16 protein-coding genes and 1 riboswitch are annotated in these 15,641 nt (G+C 48.4%); of the genes, 12 read left to right on the top strand and 4 right to left on the bottom strand.

Features of this window, described 5'->3' with window-relative positions; all coding sequences use genetic code 11:
- The first annotated feature begins 123 nt into the window (after positions 1-123).
- Positions 124-262: riboswitch (cyclic di-AMP (ydaO/yuaA leader) on the top strand.
- Between the two features lie 491 nt (positions 263-753).
- From GKZ89_RS21585 to GKZ89_RS08380, 6 genes are all read left to right on the top strand, one after another.
- Positions 754-831, top strand: a complete 78-nt coding sequence (locus tag GKZ89_RS21585; RefSeq protein ID WP_430697025.1) for a potassium-transporting ATPase subunit F — start codon at positions 754-756, stop codon at positions 829-831.
- 23 nt (positions 832-854) lie between these two features.
- Positions 855-2,528 carry a potassium-transporting ATPase subunit KdpA gene (gene kdpA / locus GKZ89_RS08400; protein ID WP_155111964.1) on the top strand — a complete coding sequence of 558 codons (1,674 nt, stop codon included), beginning with the start codon at positions 855-857 and terminating at the stop codon, positions 2,526-2,528.
- A gap of 27 nt (positions 2,529-2,555) precedes the next feature.
- A complete protein-coding gene (gene kdpB, locus GKZ89_RS08395) occupies positions 2,556-4,574 on the top strand; it encodes a potassium-transporting ATPase subunit KdpB (RefSeq protein WP_155111963.1) in 2,019 nt (672 codons plus the stop codon).
- 52 nt (positions 4,575-4,626) lie between these two features.
- On the top strand, positions 4,627-5,181 hold the full coding sequence (gene kdpC / locus GKZ89_RS08390) for a potassium-transporting ATPase subunit KdpC (protein WP_155111962.1): 555 nt from the start codon (positions 4,627-4,629) through the stop codon (positions 5,179-5,181).
- Positions 5,182-5,200: 19 nt separating this feature from the next.
- On the top strand, positions 5,201-7,528 hold the full coding sequence (locus tag GKZ89_RS08385) for a universal stress protein (protein ID WP_155111961.1): 2,328 nt from the start codon (positions 5,201-5,203) through the stop codon (positions 7,526-7,528).
- Positions 7,529-7,666: 138 nt separating this feature from the next.
- Complete coding sequence (locus GKZ89_RS08380; protein ID WP_155112060.1) at positions 7,667-9,112, top strand: amino acid permease; 1,446 nt, start codon at positions 7,667-7,669, stop codon at positions 9,110-9,112.
- A 492-nt stretch (positions 9,113-9,604) separates the two neighbouring features.
- On the opposite strand, the gene GKZ89_RS08375 is transcribed toward GKZ89_RS08380, so the two are convergent.
- On the bottom strand, positions 9,605-9,790 hold the full coding sequence (locus GKZ89_RS08375; protein ID WP_155111960.1) for a hypothetical protein: 186 nt from the start codon (positions 9,788-9,790) through the stop codon (positions 9,605-9,607).
- Positions 9,791-10,267: 477 nt separating this feature from the next.
- Here GKZ89_RS08375 and GKZ89_RS08370 point away from each other — a divergent pair, with 477 nt between their 5' ends.
- From GKZ89_RS08370 to GKZ89_RS08360, 3 genes are read left to right on the top strand one after another with little or no spacing between them, the layout of a single operon-like run.
- Positions 10,268-11,407: a GAF domain-containing sensor histidine kinase gene (locus GKZ89_RS08370; RefSeq protein WP_155112059.1), complete on the top strand. Its 1,140-nt coding sequence runs from the start codon at positions 10,268-10,270 to the stop codon at positions 11,405-11,407.
- Entirely contained in the window at positions 11,404-12,036 is a 633-nt protein-coding gene (locus GKZ89_RS08365) for a response regulator (RefSeq protein ID WP_155111959.1), read from the top strand. Before GKZ89_RS08370 ends, GKZ89_RS08365 begins: the two co-directional genes overlap by 4 nt.
- An 11-nt stretch (positions 12,037-12,047) precedes the next feature.
- Complete coding sequence (locus tag GKZ89_RS08360; RefSeq protein WP_155111958.1) at positions 12,048-12,590, top strand: NADPH-dependent FMN reductase; 543 nt, start codon at positions 12,048-12,050, stop codon at positions 12,588-12,590.
- Positions 12,591-12,610: 20 nt separating this feature from the next.
- On the opposite strand, the gene GKZ89_RS08355 is transcribed toward GKZ89_RS08360, so the two are convergent.
- Entirely contained in the window at positions 12,611-12,853 is a 243-nt protein-coding gene (locus tag GKZ89_RS08355) for a YhdB family protein (RefSeq protein WP_162356622.1), read from the bottom strand.
- Positions 12,854-12,999: 146 nt separating this feature from the next.
- Here GKZ89_RS08355 and GKZ89_RS08350 point away from each other — a divergent pair, with 146 nt between their 5' ends.
- Both GKZ89_RS08350 and GKZ89_RS08345 read left to right on the top strand, forming a co-directional pair.
- Positions 13,000-13,353, top strand: a complete 354-nt coding sequence (locus GKZ89_RS08350; RefSeq protein ID WP_155111956.1) for a DUF3889 domain-containing protein — start codon at positions 13,000-13,002, stop codon at positions 13,351-13,353.
- Positions 13,354-13,415: 62 nt separating this feature from the next.
- Positions 13,416-14,318: an alpha/beta hydrolase gene (locus GKZ89_RS08345; protein ID WP_155111955.1), complete on the top strand. Its 903-nt coding sequence runs from the start codon at positions 13,416-13,418 to the stop codon at positions 14,316-14,318.
- Positions 14,319-14,349: 31 nt separating this feature from the next.
- Here GKZ89_RS08345 and GKZ89_RS08340 read toward each other — a convergent pair whose 3' ends face one another.
- Positions 14,350-14,637 (bottom strand): hypothetical protein, encoded by a 288-nt coding sequence (locus GKZ89_RS08340; protein ID WP_155111954.1) that lies wholly within the window; start codon positions 14,635-14,637, stop codon positions 14,350-14,352.
- Between the two features lie 52 nt (positions 14,638-14,689).
- On the opposite strand from GKZ89_RS08340, the gene GKZ89_RS08335 reads away from it, so the two are divergent.
- Entirely contained in the window at positions 14,690-15,043 is a 354-nt protein-coding gene (locus GKZ89_RS08335; protein WP_155111953.1) for a hypothetical protein, read from the top strand.
- A 74-nt stretch (positions 15,044-15,117) separates the two neighbouring features.
- Here the strand turns inward: GKZ89_RS08335 and GKZ89_RS08330 are convergent, their stop codons facing one another.
- Positions 15,118-15,492 (bottom strand): hypothetical protein, encoded by a 375-nt coding sequence (locus GKZ89_RS08330; RefSeq protein WP_155111952.1) that lies wholly within the window; start codon positions 15,490-15,492, stop codon positions 15,118-15,120.
- Positions 15,493-15,641: the final 149 nt, after the last annotated feature.

Raw genomic sequence — 15,641 nt, 5'->3', positions numbered from 1 at the left:
ATTAGGATTTGATTAAAAAAACGATCGATTATGGGTCATTTTGAGTAAATAGAGCCGGATTTTCGCTGTGCAAAGGGATTTACTTATGAGCCCGGCAGGATTAAAATAATCACGTAACCAACAATTGAAGATCGGCCTAGTCCCTTGAACAGGGAACGGAGGAACCAATTACTTGGGGTTAATTCTGCCTAGCAGAAGGGATGAGATACTCTTTCGCCATCCTACCCGTCAGCTAACTTCGTCGGCTAAAGCGAAGGAGGTCCATGACCGCCTTACCCACAGGTGTTTTTTTGCGGAGTTTTTTAGCAGGAAGCATTTGGAACAGCCGGTCTTTTTAATGTGTTTACAAACTAAAAAAGTGAATGAAAAAGTCTGGGAGACTGGACGTAAAGGAAGCTTCAGGCTTGCTGGACGTAACGTAGACCAATGAGTACTTTTTCTCCATTATGACGATTTGATTATTTGGTGCAGCCTTCTTTCTGAAGGCCAGTCACCCTCTATTCAAATTGGTCCGGGGAAGAGGTAAGCATTGGTCTATTTTTTGTTTCCGGGTTCTTCTTTTCCGAAGGAGGAGAGGGACAGGGGGGCATACAGCGCCAGCAGCGGGAGCTTCCGGCACTCATTCGCCAAAACCTTCTGGAGGGTACTAAGCATGGATATTGCAGCAATTGGCATTGCAGCCGTCTGTTTCGGCCTGTTTTACGGATTCATCAAATTCTGCGAAAAAGTCATTAAAGAATAGGGAGTGGCGTTGTGATTGTATTACTTATAGCCGTACTGGGATTATCCATCTATTTAATCGATGCACTTATTCATCCTGAAAAATATTAATTCGAACGCCGGAGGAGAAAATCATGGATTTTGTACAAATAGGAGTTGTCCTGCTGATTGTTATTTTGCTGGCAATTCCAATGGGGAAATATATCGCTCAAGTCTTCTCGCTTGAACAGACGAGGCTTGACCGGGTATTCGGTTTTGAGAAAATCATATATAAGCTGTCAGGGATAAAGCTTGAACAGATGACGTGGAAGCAATACGCAGTGGCGGCTCTGCTTTCAAATATCGCAATGTTCGCCATTACTTATCTGGTCGTCAGATTCCAGCATGTTCTGCCGGGAAATCCAAGTGGAATTGCTTCTATGGATCCGCTTTTATCCTTTAATACCATCTCAAGTTTTGTAACGAATACAAATCTTCAGCACTACAGCGGAGAGTCCGGATTGTCGTACCTTTCCCAAATGATGGTCATCATGTACCTGATGTTCACTACTCCAGCAACGGGGTTAGCTATCTGTATCGCTTTCTTCAGGGGGCTGACAGGTCAGAAATCCATGGGGAACTTTTATGTGGACCTTGTCCGTGCCCATACGAGAATCCTAATTCCGTTATCCATCGTGGTCGGTCTCGTCCTTGTGAGCCAGGGAGTCCCGCAAACGCTTGGAGGAACCATCAATGCTGCGACGGTGGAAGGGGCTGAACAGCAAATAGCCCGCGGACCTGTTGCCGCTCTGGAATCCATCAAACACCTTGGAACGAACGGAGGCGGATTTTTCGGAGTCAACTCGGCCCACCCATATGAGAATCCGAATCCTTTCACTAATGTCCTTGAGATTATCTCAATGTTCCTGATTCCTGCATCCCTGCCGATCGCATTCGGCCATATGGCAAAAAGCCGGAAACAGGGCTGGATCCTGTTTGGATCAATGGGCATCATTTTTCTCGCCTTCCTGGCCACCGTCTATTTTGCTGAAATGAATGGAAACCCTGCACTGGCCAATATCGGGCTGTCTCAGGAAAACGGCAGCATGGAAGGAAAAGAAGTCCGTTTCGGAATTGCGCAGAGTGCGCTGTTTACAACGGTCACAACGGCAGCCACCACCGGAACGGTCAACAATATGCATGATACACTCACTCCGCTTGGCGGAATGGTGCCGCTCGGCCTAATGATGCTGAACAATATTTTCGGCGGTGACGGAGTCGGAACGATTAACATTCTGATGTATGCCATCCTTGGTGTGTTCCTTGCAGGTTTGATGGTCGGACGGACACCGGAGTTCCTTGGCAGAAAAATTGAAGCGAAGGAAATGAAGCTGATCGCCATCACGATCCTGGTTCATCCGCTGATTATTCTAGTGCCTACTGCCATCGCACTGGCAACGGAGGTGGGTTCCTCAGCCATATCGAATTCAGGGTTTCACGGTGTTTCACAGGTCGTGTATGAGTTTACATCCGCTGCTGCAAACAATGGATCCGGCTTCGAAGGGCTTGGAGACAATACGCCATTCTGGAACATTTCAACCGGAATCGTCATGCTGCTTGGACGGTATCTGTCCATTATCGCCATGCTAGCTGCAGCGGGATCGCTGCTTGCGAAAAAGCCGGTGCCTGCAACACTTGGAACATTCAGAACGGATAATATGACGTTCTTTACGATTCTGGTTTTTACGGTGCTTATTGTAGGAGCCTTAACATTCTTCCCGGTTCTGGCACTTGGGCCAATCGCTGAATGGCTGACCATTTTAAACTAATACAAAGAGATGAGAAGGAGCAAGATCATGAGCAGGAAAGCGACGATGACAAATGAACTTGTCAAAAAGGCGTCCATTGATGCCTTTAAGAAATTAAATCCCGTGACAATGGCTAAAAACCCCGTCATGTTTACAGTAGAAATCGGTTTAATCATCACTCTGATCCTTACAATTGCACCGTCTGTGTTCGGGCCGGGTGAGGGTGCCGGCTACAACGGCATCGTCAGCATTATCCTGTTTGTCACCATCCTGTTTGCAAACTTTGCGGAAGCACTTGCAGAAGGTCGGGGGAAAGCCCAGGCTGATTCATTAAAGAAAACGAAGCAGGATACGAAGGCGAAGCTGCTCCAGAAGGATGGCTCCCATAAAGTGGTCAGCAGCACCGACTTGAGAAAGGGAGACATCGTTTTAGTCGAAGCAAACGAGCTCATTCCGAGTGACGGAGAAATTATTGAAGGGGTATCTGCCATTGATGAATCTGCGATCACGGGTGAATCTGCACCGGTTATTAAAGAATCCGGAGGCGACTTCAGTTCCGTAACCGGGGGGACGAAAGTTATTAGTGACTCTATTAAAGTGAAGATTACGACGGACCCGGGCGAATCGTTCCTTGACCGGATGATCGGTCTCGTTGAAGGGGCAAAACGTCAGAAAACACCAAATGAAATTGCCCTGAACACGCTGCTAGTCAGCTTGACTTTAATTTTTTTGATTGTGTGTGCAACACTCGTTCCAATTTCTTCTTATGTAGATGCAGCAGTACCGGTTGCAACATTGGTTGCTCTCCTCGTCTGTCTCATCCCGACGACAATCGGCGGATTGCTTTCTGCTATCGGGATTGCCGGTATGGACCGTGTGACTCAGTTTAATGTCATCGCCATGTCCGGTAAAGCCGTTGAAGCCGCAGGCGACATTAATACGATTATTCTTGATAAGACCGGTACCATCACGCATGGGAACCGGATGGCTGCTGATTTCGTGCCGGTTGGCGGAGCCGATAAAAACGAATTAAATCAGATTGCAATGGAAACGTCCCTTTTTGATGAAACACCGGAGGGCAGATCGGTCGTTGAACTGGCAAGAAAGCAGGGAGCACGGGGAGAAAGACCTGCAGGAGCAGAAGGTGTGGAGTTCAAGGCCGAGACCAGAATGAGCGGAACCGATTTTGCAGGCGGTCGTGATGTCCGCAAAGGGGCGGTCGATGCCATTAAGGAATATGTAAAGGAACGCGGCGGCAAAATCCCGTCCGATCTCGATGACAAAACGGTCATGATTGCCACTGAGGGCGGAACCCCGCTGGCCGTTTCAGAAGGAAACCGGATCCTGGGCATCATTTATTTAAAGGATACCGTCAAACCGGGTATGAGAGAGCGTTTTGAAGAGCTACGCAGAATGGGGATCAAAACGGTAATGTGTACGGGGGATAACCCTCTGACTGCAGCTACCATCGCCCGCGAAGCAGGTGTGGATGATTTTATCGCCGAAGCAAAGCCGGAGGATAAAATCGCAGTAATCAAAAAGGAACAGGCAGAAGGAAAGCTCGTGGCGATGACAGGTGATGGAACAAATGATGCTCCTGCACTGGCCCAGGCGGACGTCGGCCTCGCAATGAACAGCGGAACGATCGCCGCCAAGGAAGCAGCAAACATGGTCGATCTGGATTCTGATCCGACGAAAATCATTGAAGTAGTCGCGATCGGCAAGCAGCTTCTAATGACAAGGGGTGCCTTGACGACCTTCAGTATTGCAAATGATATCGCCAAGTATTTTGCGATTATTCCGGCCATGTTCATGCTTGCCATCCCGCAGATGGAAGCACTGAATATAATGAGGCTTGATTCGCCTCAAAGTGCAATTTTGTCCGCTTTAATCTTTAACGCCATCATCATTCCGCTCCTGATTCCACTGGCGATGAAAGGGGTCAAATACATCCCGATGAGCGCGGTGAAGCTATTGAACCGGAATTTGTTCATCTATGGATTCGGCGGCGTGGTCGCCCCGTTTATCGGGATCAAAATCATTGATATGATGCTGTCTATATTTTAAACAGTGGTGCCTTTAAAGGCACCACAGCCAATAGGAAAGGATGCAGAGAAAAATGCTTAAAAACCTTAGAATTGCTTTAATATTGCTAATCATATGCGGAGTTGCCTACCCGCTTCTGATGACAGGAATCGCCCAGGCTGTCATGCCTGCACAGGCAAACGGAAGTCTGGTTGAAAAAGACGGCAAGGTCATCGGTTCAGAACTGATCGGACAGACGTTCAAGGATCCATCCTACTTTACAGGACGTGTTTCTTCTATTGAATACAACGCTGCGGGTTCAGGATCCGGAAACTATGCTCCATCCAATAAGGATATGATTGACCGGACGAAGAAGGACATTGAGGCTTTCCTGAAAGCTAATCCAAAAGTGGATAAGAAGGATATTCCGGCAGACCTGCTCACGAACTCGGGATCAGGACTTGACCCTCATATCACACCGCTGGCTGCTGAAATTCAAGTTCTAAGAATTGCTGAAGCACGAGGGCTTGATGAGAGTGAATTGAAGGATCTGATCGAAAAACATACAGAAGGACGCCAGTTTGGATTATTTGGAGAGCCAAGAGTGAATGTCCAAAAACTGAACATGGAACTTGACCGGCTGAAGTAAAAAGGAAGGAGTGGAAGGGATGGCAGAACAATTCAGACGAAAAACCCCAGAGGAGCTTCTGGACTCCATTTCCAAACTCCACCGTGGCAGGCTGAAAATTATCCTTGGTGCCGTAAGCGGCGCCGGGAAAACGTACCACATGCTGCTTGAGGGCCACGCCTTGAAGAAAAAAGGGCTGGACGTGGTCATTGGCGTGATCGGCAAGGGGGAGAACCGCCCGAAAACCGAAGAGAAGATCGGAACGCTTGAAACGGTAATGCCGGTTCAATGGCGAAGAGGGGATACCACCCGCTATGATCTTGATCTTGAAGCACTGTTCGAGCGCAATCCCGAGGTTGTGCTTGTGGATAACCTGGCAAAACGCAACAGACCGGGCTCTCCCAATCCAAGCCGATTTGATGACGTCCTGGATCTCCTGCACCATGGAATCAGTGTCGTTACCACACTTAATATTTATGAATTAAGCGGTGCGAAGCAGATTGCCAAGAAACTTACAGGCGTCAATGTCCGTCTTGAAGAGTGCTTGCCTGAAGACACACTGACCAGGGCAGATGAAGTCAAGCTGTTGGACGTCCCTCCTGAATCGATCCTAAAACGAATCCAGGAGGGCTGTCCGGATAACCTGTACGGGGAGCTTTTCAACAAAGGGAATCTGGCGGCATTAAGGGAACTGGCCCTCCGTTTTCTTGCTGGAGAGGTGAGCGAGGATCTGGAAGATTACCGTGAAAAACAGGGGCTGATTGGAGCCTCCGGTGCTTCCGAACGGATTCTTGTCACTGCCCAGTACCACTGGAACGGATCGATCCTGATCAGGAGGGGCCATCAAATCGCTAAGCGGCTCGGAGGAACGCTCAACGTCGTCTGTTTTGTGCCGCACAACCGATCCGTTTCCGCGGAGGAAGCCTCTTTTAAAAGATCAATGAAAAAGCTGACTGAAAAGCTGGACGGTGTGTTTGAGGAACGGGTTCTTCTGAATGAAGAAGCGTCTGCAGCCATTGTCTCCTATGCGATGAAAAAAAACATCACGCGGATTGTCATGGGCCATTCAAAGAAAAGTGTATGGGAGGAAAGAGTCAAGGGATCGGTCGTCAACAAAATCCTGCGCCATACCCGGAACATTGACATTTTTCTCGTGCCCGACCGTGCGGAGGTTGAAGGGGAAAGGCTGCTTCCGGCCCGGCAAAACGAATCGGGACTGAACCCTTTCAAACGGCTTACCGCAGATGAAATGGCAGATGAAATCAGTAAAATTCGCCGCGGGACGCTAAAGATTTATATCGGAGCTGCCCCGGGCGTCGGGAAGACCTATACGATGCTGCGGGAAGCGAATGAGCTGAGGAAAGAGGGCCTTGATATTGTCATCGGTCTTCTTGAAACACACGGACGGAAGGAAACGCAGGAGCAGGTAGGCGAACTGGAACTCATTCCAAGAAAGCAGATTCCGTACAAAAACGTGCTTCTTGAGGAGATGGACACCGAAGCTATTATCACGCGAAACCCTGAGGTCGTGCTTGTAGACGAGCTGGCACACACAAATGTGCCCTTCAGCAAACACCTGAAACGGTTTGAAGATGTAGAGGAAATTCTCGAAGCCGGAATCTCCGTTATCTCGACCGTCAATATTCAGCATCTGGAATCACTGAACGACAGTGTCGAGCAAATTACCGGTGTCAGAGTCCGCGAAACCGTGCCGGACAGGGTGATGACCCTGGCAGATGAGATCGAGCTGATTGATATTTCCCCTGTAGCATTGCGGCAGCGGATGAGAGAAGGGAGCATCTATGCTCCTGAAAAGGTCGAGCAGTCCCTGCAGAATTTTTTCAAGACCGGCAACCTCATCGCCCTCCGCGAGCTCGCTTTAAGGGAGGTGGCGGATGATGTGGATGAAAGGCTGGAATCTCTGGAAAGAAGTCGGGCCATGCGCGGTCCTTGGCGGAAGCAGGAAACCATTTTCGTCTGCATCAATCTCGGGCCCGAAAGCGAAAGGCTGATCCGGCGGGGATTCCGGATCGCCTACAGGCTGAAAGCAAAATGGTATGTAATGTACGTAAAGGGCCCCGCTCCATTCACTGCTGATCAGGAGGCCCTTTTGAAAAAAGCCAAGCTTCTCACTGAGCGACTCGGCGGCATTTTTTTACTGAGGGAAACGAAAGACCAAAAGAAAATTGTCCAGCATATCGTCATTCAGCTGATCGACAAAAAGGCAACCCAGCTCATTGTCGGCCACACCTCCCGCTCCAGAGTCGAAGAGCTGTGGAAAGGGAGGGTCGTTCAAAACCTGCTGAAGGAAACGAGAAACTATGATGTCCTTGTTGTTGCCAATCCTTACGAAGAATCCAAAGCGTAAATAAAACAGGAGGGTTATGCATGTCCGGTGACTCCAGCTAGCATTCATGCTGTCCGGTACATTCGTTTTTTAAAAAACGGAAAGGGATGAACATGAATGAAGGAAGCAGTAATCAAAACACGGCCAGCCACAGTGGTGATGCCGGAAAAAAGTACAGCAAACGAGCTTCAAAGAGGACTGAAAGCAAGGCATCTAACGATGATTTCAATAGGAGGAAGCATTGGAACCGGCCTGTTTCTTGCGAGCGGCACTTCGATCTATACAGCAGGACCGGGCGGAGCACTGCTTGCTTATACAATCATCGGAGTGATGGTCTACCTGCTAATGACGAGTCTCGGAGAAATGGCTTCCTACATGCCGGTATCCGGATCGTTCAGTACGTACGCTTCCAAATTCGCTGATCCCGCACTTGGATTCGCGCTAGGCTGGAATTACTGGTTCAGCTGGGCCATCACCCTTGCTGTTGAAACATCGGCTGCCGCTATCTTAATGAAATACTGGCTGCCGGATTCATCTTCACTCATGTGGAATGTGCTGTTTTTACTGCTGATCGTCGGACTGAATCTCATGCCGGTCAAAAAATATGGTGAAGCAGAATACTGGTTCGCCATGATTAAAGTGGCAGCGATTGTTGTCTTTATCATTACTGGTCTTCTTATGATCTTCGGAATCCTCACAGGAGAGACCTCAGGGCTAAGCGGCTTCACTGCTGGAGATGCACCCTTCCACGGCGGCATTCTCGCTGTCCTCGGCATCATGATGATTGCCGGCTTCTCCTTCCAGGGAACCGAAATCGTCGGGATCGTGGCCGGAGAAAGCGACAACCCGAAGAAAAACATCCCGATCGCCGTCAAACAAATCTTCTGGAGAATCCTGCTGTTTTATATGCTGGCCATTTTTGTCATCGCCATGATCATTCCGTTTACTGACGAAAGACTGATGGGCGGCGGCCTTTCCAACATGGCCATGAGCCCCTTCACTCTTGTGTTCGAAAGGGCCGGAATCGCCTTTGCTGCATCCGTCATGAACGCCGTCATCCTGACCTCCGTCCTGTCCGCCGGTAATTCAGGACTATATGCTGCAACCCGGATGCTGTATGTGATGGCAAAAGAAAAGAAGGCACCCGCCTTCTTAACCAGAATCAATAAAAACGGAGTTCCCATCTTTGCTCTGCTCCTGACAGGATTGATCGGCATGCTTGCCTTCATGAGTTCGCTTTACAGCGAAGAAACCGTCTTCCTCTGGCTGCTGAACGCCTCCGGACTGACCGGATTCATCGCCTGGATGGGAATTGCCGTCAGCCATTACCGGTTCAGAAAAGGCTACCTCGCTCAGGGAAATCGTCTCGAAGACCTGCCTTATAAGGCAAAATGGTATCCGCTCGGACCGATCATGGCCGGCACACTCTGCCTGTTCATCATCCTTGGACAAAACTATCAGGCCTTTATCGGAGGGCCGATCGACTGGTATGGCATCCTTGTCACCTACATAGGCCTGCCAATCTTCATCGGCACATGGATCTGCTACAAGCTTTTCCATAAAACAAAATGGGTGAAACTGCAAAAAATGGACCTATCACAATGACCATAGTCTGCCGGAGAAATCACTTCGGTAAATGGCTATAAATGAAACCCGCTCACAGCCGAAGGATTTACAGCCATCAGGCGAAGTGATTTCCTGCAGTAAAAGGGGGACCCGGCATATGGGGATGCCGGGTTTTTTGTGGTTTTTTGATTTAGTACTGGGTGGGGTGATGGTGGTGGTGGTGGTGGTGGTCGTGCTCTGACCCCACATTCGCTAAAGTACTAAACCTCCGTCCCCTTGCCTTTAATAATGCAGTCACAGCAAGGGTTTCAAGGGATGAAGCTTGTTGCCCCTGCCGCTTTAAAGCAAGTGGGGTCAGAGCGATGCACTGACCCCACTTTCGCTAAAGCATTAAACCTCCGTCCCCCATCGCTTGAAAAGCCTTAAGAGCAAAAGGCTGAAGGGAAGCCGCTTGTGCCCCCGCCGCTTTAAAGCAGGTGGGGTCAGAGCAAGCTCCCTAAAAAACCTTCATAACAGAGAATCATACCTTGCTTACTTGTTTTCCTGTTCTTCTTTCAGCTCGTCTTTATCATCATTTTTGTTCATTTCATCGTTCTGCTCAGACGGTTCCTCTGTCGGATCTGGCTCTTTTTCATCATTGGGGGCATTGCAGCCGGCAAGCATTCCAAGGCTGAGAAGAGACGCGGCCGAAAGGCTCATCCATTTGTTGATTTTCATAAGTCGTTCCTCCTTTATTCAAAGAATACACTTATGGTGTGATGGATGCTGATTTCTATACATTCAATTGGAATCAGGCAGGTAAAGGGTTTCCGTGCCATCCCCGTTTTCGCTGGCAAGTCAGGTAAACGTTTCCGTGCCAGTCCCCACATTCACTGCCGTACTAAAGCTCCGGCACCTGCCCTGCAAAGTGCCGTGGCACAAGGGATTGCAGCAGTGGGTCTGTGTCCCCCGATGCGTTAAAGCAATACGGGACTGACCCGGCCCTCACATTTTCCACCGTCCCATCAGCCAGACTGACCGCCGTCACGAGACTGACCCGGCTCATACACCTGCATCTATCAAGCTGACCGAGTCTTACACGTTTGCTACCCTGCCATCTCCATCTAAAGTCTTACTCGAAAATCCTTCTTCACGTGTAAGATTTGGGAGGGGTTACCTGATATACTGAGTAGTAAGAAGGAGCGGAACTGGATGATGCAGGATGAGAGAAGAATACGGGAATTGAAAACGCTGAAGACCATTGCGGAGAAGCTAAATCAGGGCAGTGAACTTGCTTCACTTTTACCGGAGGTTCTAAAGGAGCTTATCGGGCTTGCGGATATGCAGACCGGCTGGATTTTCCTTGTAGACGCTGAAGGGAATCAACGGCTGGCTGCTGATTATCACCTTCCGGAAGCATTGGCCTTTGATCATAAGAAAGCGATGTGCGGGGAGAGCTGCTGGTGTATGGACCGTTTTCGGACCGGCAGGCTTCAGCAGGCGGCTAATATCCTGAATTGCCGCCGGATAGAGGATTCAGAGGAGCATGAGTACGGGGATACCGGTGGAATTACGCATCACGCCACGGTTCCTTTGGCAGCCGGAGGGGAGAGGTTCGGAGTACTGAATGTGGCAGCACCCGGGAAGACTCATTTTTCTGAAGATGAGCTTGCCCTGCTTGAGTCGACGGCACTTCAAATTGGGTCTGCGATAAAGCGGATTCAGCTGGCAGAGGACGGGCAGAGGCTTGCTCTGGAAGCTGAACGGGGAAGGCTGGCCCAGGATTTGCATGATTCGGTGAACCAGCTTCTATTTTCGATTTCCCTTACGGCTGGCGGTATGAAAGAGATGGTGGAGGAGCCTCATTTAAAGGAAATGCTTCTTTATATGCAGGAACTCTCAGGTAAGGCTCTTGATGAGATGAAGGAGCTGATCTGGCAGCTTAGGCCAGCCGGACTTGAAAAAGGATTGATGTGTGCTCTCAAGCAATATGGTGAGATGCTTCAGCTTGAACTTGAATGTGTATCAGAAGGAGTGCAAAATCTTCCGCCCAAATTGGAGGAAGCCCTGCTCAGGATCGGCCAGGAGGCTCTTAATAATTGTGTTAAGCATTCTGGTCTGCAGCAGGCGCGGCTGACGATAACCCGAACCGCTGACAGCGTGCAGCTGATGATTGAGGATCATGGCAGCGGTTTTATCTCCACTGATGATCCTGAAGAGCTTGGATCGCTTGGGTTAAAAGGAATGAAGGAACGGGCTGCCCGGCTTGGAGGAACATTCCTTATCCGCAGCAAGCCAGGGAAAGGCACGATTGTTCAAGTATGTATACCAGTTAAGGGAGCAATCAAGAGATGATAAACATACTCATTGCGGATGATCATCCGGTCGTAAGAAGGGGGCTTGCCTTCTTTCTCGGCATGCAAAAGGATATGGAAATTACAGGAGAGGCATCAAGCGGAGCTGAGGCTGTTCAGAAAGCTTCTGAGCTTAATCCGGACCTGATCCTTATGGATTTAAGCATGCCGGAAATGGATGGTGTTCAAGCTGCAAAAGCAATCAAGGCAAAGCATCCGGAAATGAAGATTGTCATATTGACAAGCTACGCCGATCAGGATCATGTCATACCGGCAATCCAGGCGGGGGCATCCGGTTATCAGCTGAAAGATGTTGAACCAGCAGAGCTCGCCCAAACGATTCGGGATGTAATGAAAGGCGAGAACAAACTCCATCCGAAAATTACGGGCCATGTACTTGCCCATCTTTCAGGCAAAAGCAATAAGATAAGCCGCCTGTCTGAACTCACTGCAAGAGAACTTGAAGTATTAAAGGAAATCGCAAAAGGAAAAAGCAACAAAGAGATCGCTTCATCTTTGTTCATTACCGAAAAAACGGTGAAGTCTCATGTATCCAATCTCCTTCCAAAACTGCAGGTCGCTGACCGGACACAGGCAGCACTCCTTGCGGTAAAAGAAGGATTAGCTTAGGAGGAACGGAAATGAATATCCTGATTTTAAGCGGCGGACCGCGGAAGACAGGCAGGTCTGCTCTTGCAGCAAACTACCTGGCATCTTTGAATGACGGCATGGAGCTGATTGATTTATCTGATCTTGTTTTACCTGTTTATTCAGGAGAAGAGGAGCAAAACCATTTGCCTGAAGTGAAAAAATTAAAAGAAGCAGCCAGGAAGGCAGATGGTTTTGTCATGATTTCGCCTGAATACCATGGAGGCATATCAGGGGCGTTAAAAAATGCGCTCGATTATCTGGGCAGTGATTATTTTGCCCATAAAGCAGTGGCTTTAACAGCGGTAGCAGGCGGTGGCAAGGGGGGCATCAATACGCTGAACCAGATGAGGACAATTATGAGAGCCCTATATGCCAATGCCATTCCTAAGCAGCTTGTACTGGACCCGCATTGCTTCAACAGGGAAGAAAAAACGCTGCTTGAAGAACCGGCCAGACTGATCAACGAATTATTGGATGAACTGCAGCTTTATACGAAAGCAGGAATACAAATCAGAAAAGAAGGCCTCCGCTAAAGCTTGGAGAGCCTTCTTTTTTATGTGAAAGGAAGAGCCTCTTCCTGAATGTCCGGTGCTGAAGCATGGTCGATGTAGCGGAGCAGCGTATATAAATTCTGCTCAATCATCGTGTAATCATGGTCAAAGTTATAGGCATGAAGGAAATGTTCAATCTTTTTGGAAAGAAAATCATCCTGGGTTCTGACCATTAAAATCAGCAGGTTATCCCATTGGGAGCGGTGTGTATAATATAATGCTTTGTCATAGTCCGCGATGTTCACGATGATCTTCCTCCTCATTTGGGAGTCCTTCTTAATGTGTACGAAAATCGTGAGCGGCCGCAGGGGAAAAGTTGCCTCTTCAGTTTGAATCAGGCTGGGAGTTACTGTGAAGGATAAGATTATTTTAATTGGTCAGGGGCACAATAATGGAAACAAACGAAGCGGAGGGATCTTTCTTGAAATCGCGGAACTGGCTGAAGCTCGCTGCCCTGCTCCTTTTTTTCGTTTTCTGTGCGGATTCCGGTATGGCCTATCTACAAAATGAAGAAGTGCAGCTGGAGGAAGGCCAATATGTGCTTAAGGCTGTAAAAGGAAGCTATCCCTGCGCTGCCATCCGCACCTTCTCCTATAAGGGACGGAGAGAAGCGGGGGAAGAAGCCCTTGATTACTACAGAGTGGAGGCTGCCGGAAAAAATAAAAACCCCCTTGTCCTGATTGTAGAAGTGACTGTTAATCCGGAAACAAGTGAGCCGAAGAAAGCACATGTGAAAAAACTTTAAACGTTTCTCCTCCTCTTTCCGGTGGTATAAAGTAGTCAACCATACAAAGGGGGCGGAAATAGATGTTTTACCAAACAGAAAGAAAACTGATTTCCTTGTTTATGGAAAAAGAATGGGACGAAGCCTATGCCCTTGTACTTAAAGCAGAATCGGAATATCCCAATAAACTTCACAAGACCAGCTTCTGGAAAGCCTGCCTTCAATGTATAAACCATGAAACGGGCGACGCGATGGAAACGCTCCAGAAGGCCTATGATAAAGGATTTTGGTGGAATCCCGATTTGTTGAAAGGCGACAGCGACCTTGATCCGCTCCGTGATAAAAAAGCGTTTCAGCAGCTTGTGGAAGAATGTGAAGAACGCAGGGAGCAGGCGAAGAAGGAGGCAGTTCCTCTGGTCGAATTTCACGGGAAACAGGATCCGGAGGAAGCAATTGTCGTTTTGCATGGCAGAGGAGGGAACATGGAGGATACGATTCCTTATTGGATGAACGAGCTCTCCATCCGTAATTATTTGTTTGCCTTTCCCCAATCATCTCAAATGGCCGGGTACGAAGCATTCTGCTGGGATGACGAAGAACGGGCCACAGATGAAATTTCGGGTGTCCTGAAAAAAATCAAAAATAATTTTCCGGACATTAAGCGAATCATTCTGGCAGGATATTCACAAGGCGGGAAGCTCGCATTGAAGCTTGTGCTGAACGGGGAATTTGAAGAAACAAAGGAGTTTTTTGCAGTGGTACCGGCCATCCGCGAAGACGAAGTACAGCTTTCTGCGAAAAGCGGGACAAGCGGCTGGCTCGTTGCGGGTAAGGATGATCCTTTTTATGAAGATACTAAGAAATTGAAAAAAAAGCTCGATGAACAGAAAATCCAATGCAACTGGCTGGAATACGGAGAACTGGGGCACACCTATCCGGAAAACTTTTCAGACCAGCTGTCCGATGCGCTCAAAAAAAGTATGTAGAGAAGGGCAGAAAGCGATGCTCCTCTCCCTTTTAGTTTGGAAAAAACGGAACAGAATCCAAGACGTCCTTCGAAGGGCGTCCGCTTTTGTTTTGACGGTGAAAAGACCGTAATTTCTTGATGCCTTCATCAAACTGTTCCTTGGACATCTGGTTTGACGCATACATATTATACATGAGTGCAAACGCAATCGGCATCGTATCAACCTCAACATTTACATCCACATCTGAATTCCCGCTGTGATTAACGGAAGCAAGCTGATGGATCTCTCCTGCGGAGGGATATTTTTTTCCATGTCTGAAATCTTTTGGTTTTTCCACTTTGATTCTCCTCTTTTGATTGAATGAAATTGTCCTGGAGCAAACTATTTCCGTGCCAAACAGAATTTACGTGCCAAACCAGAGCAGTCACGTGCCGAACCCGGTACTTTCCGTGCCGAATCATCCGGTTTACCTGCCGGAAACAAAGATCAACGTGCCAAACAGAATTTATGTGCCAAACCAGGACAGTTACGTGCCGAATCTGGTACTTTTCGTGCCGAATCATCCGGTTTACCTGCCGGAAACAAAGGTCAACGTGCCAAACAGATTTTACGTGCCAAACCAGAGCGGTCACGTGCCGAATCCGAACCTATACGTGCCGAATCATCGGGTTTACCTGCCGGAAATAAAGATTAACGTGCCAAACAGAATTTACGTGCCAAATCCGAACTTATTCGTGCCATAGCCCGACTCTTTCCGTGCCGAAAAAGTCCCTTCACATTCACAAGCGGGCGAGAAAACAGCCCGCCTGCAGGTGTATTAGTGTTTGTAGAATCCTTCTCCGTCGGACTCCTGGTTGGAGTATTGCTTGTTGTATTGGTCCTGGTCGTTGTCTTGCTTTGCTTTCGTGTGGGCATCGCTTTCGGAGCTCACGTAAATTTTAACGTAAGAATTTCCGCTATTGTGGATGGATGCCTGGCTTTTAACGGCTGTATCGTTGTCGGATTCTGATGCGGATTTGTTGTAAGCTTTGCTGTTACTGTCGCTGTTTGCTTTGTTGTAAGCTTTGCTGTCTGCATCGCTGTAGGATTTATTATCGTTGTCGTTTTCGTTGAAGCTTTTGCTGAAGCTGTCTGCATCGCTTTTGGAGTTAACGTCTACATGTTTGGACAAGTATGGTTTTTTGTAGCTCATATACACACCTCCCTTGAAGGTAATACTTATGCATATGCAAGTACAGGAGAGCCTGTCTGTGCCATTCAATCAATCCAATTGAAAAAGGAGCGGATCTGCTGAAGGATCCGCTCCTTTTTCATTTATGAGAATAAAGTGAGAAAATGAGC

Source organism: Metabacillus mangrovi (assembly GCF_009711125.1).
In the GTDB taxonomy this organism is placed as follows: Bacteria; Bacillota; Bacilli; order Bacillales; family Bacillaceae; genus Metabacillus_B; species Metabacillus_B mangrovi.
This window is presented reverse-complemented; position numbering and strand designations above follow the sequence as displayed.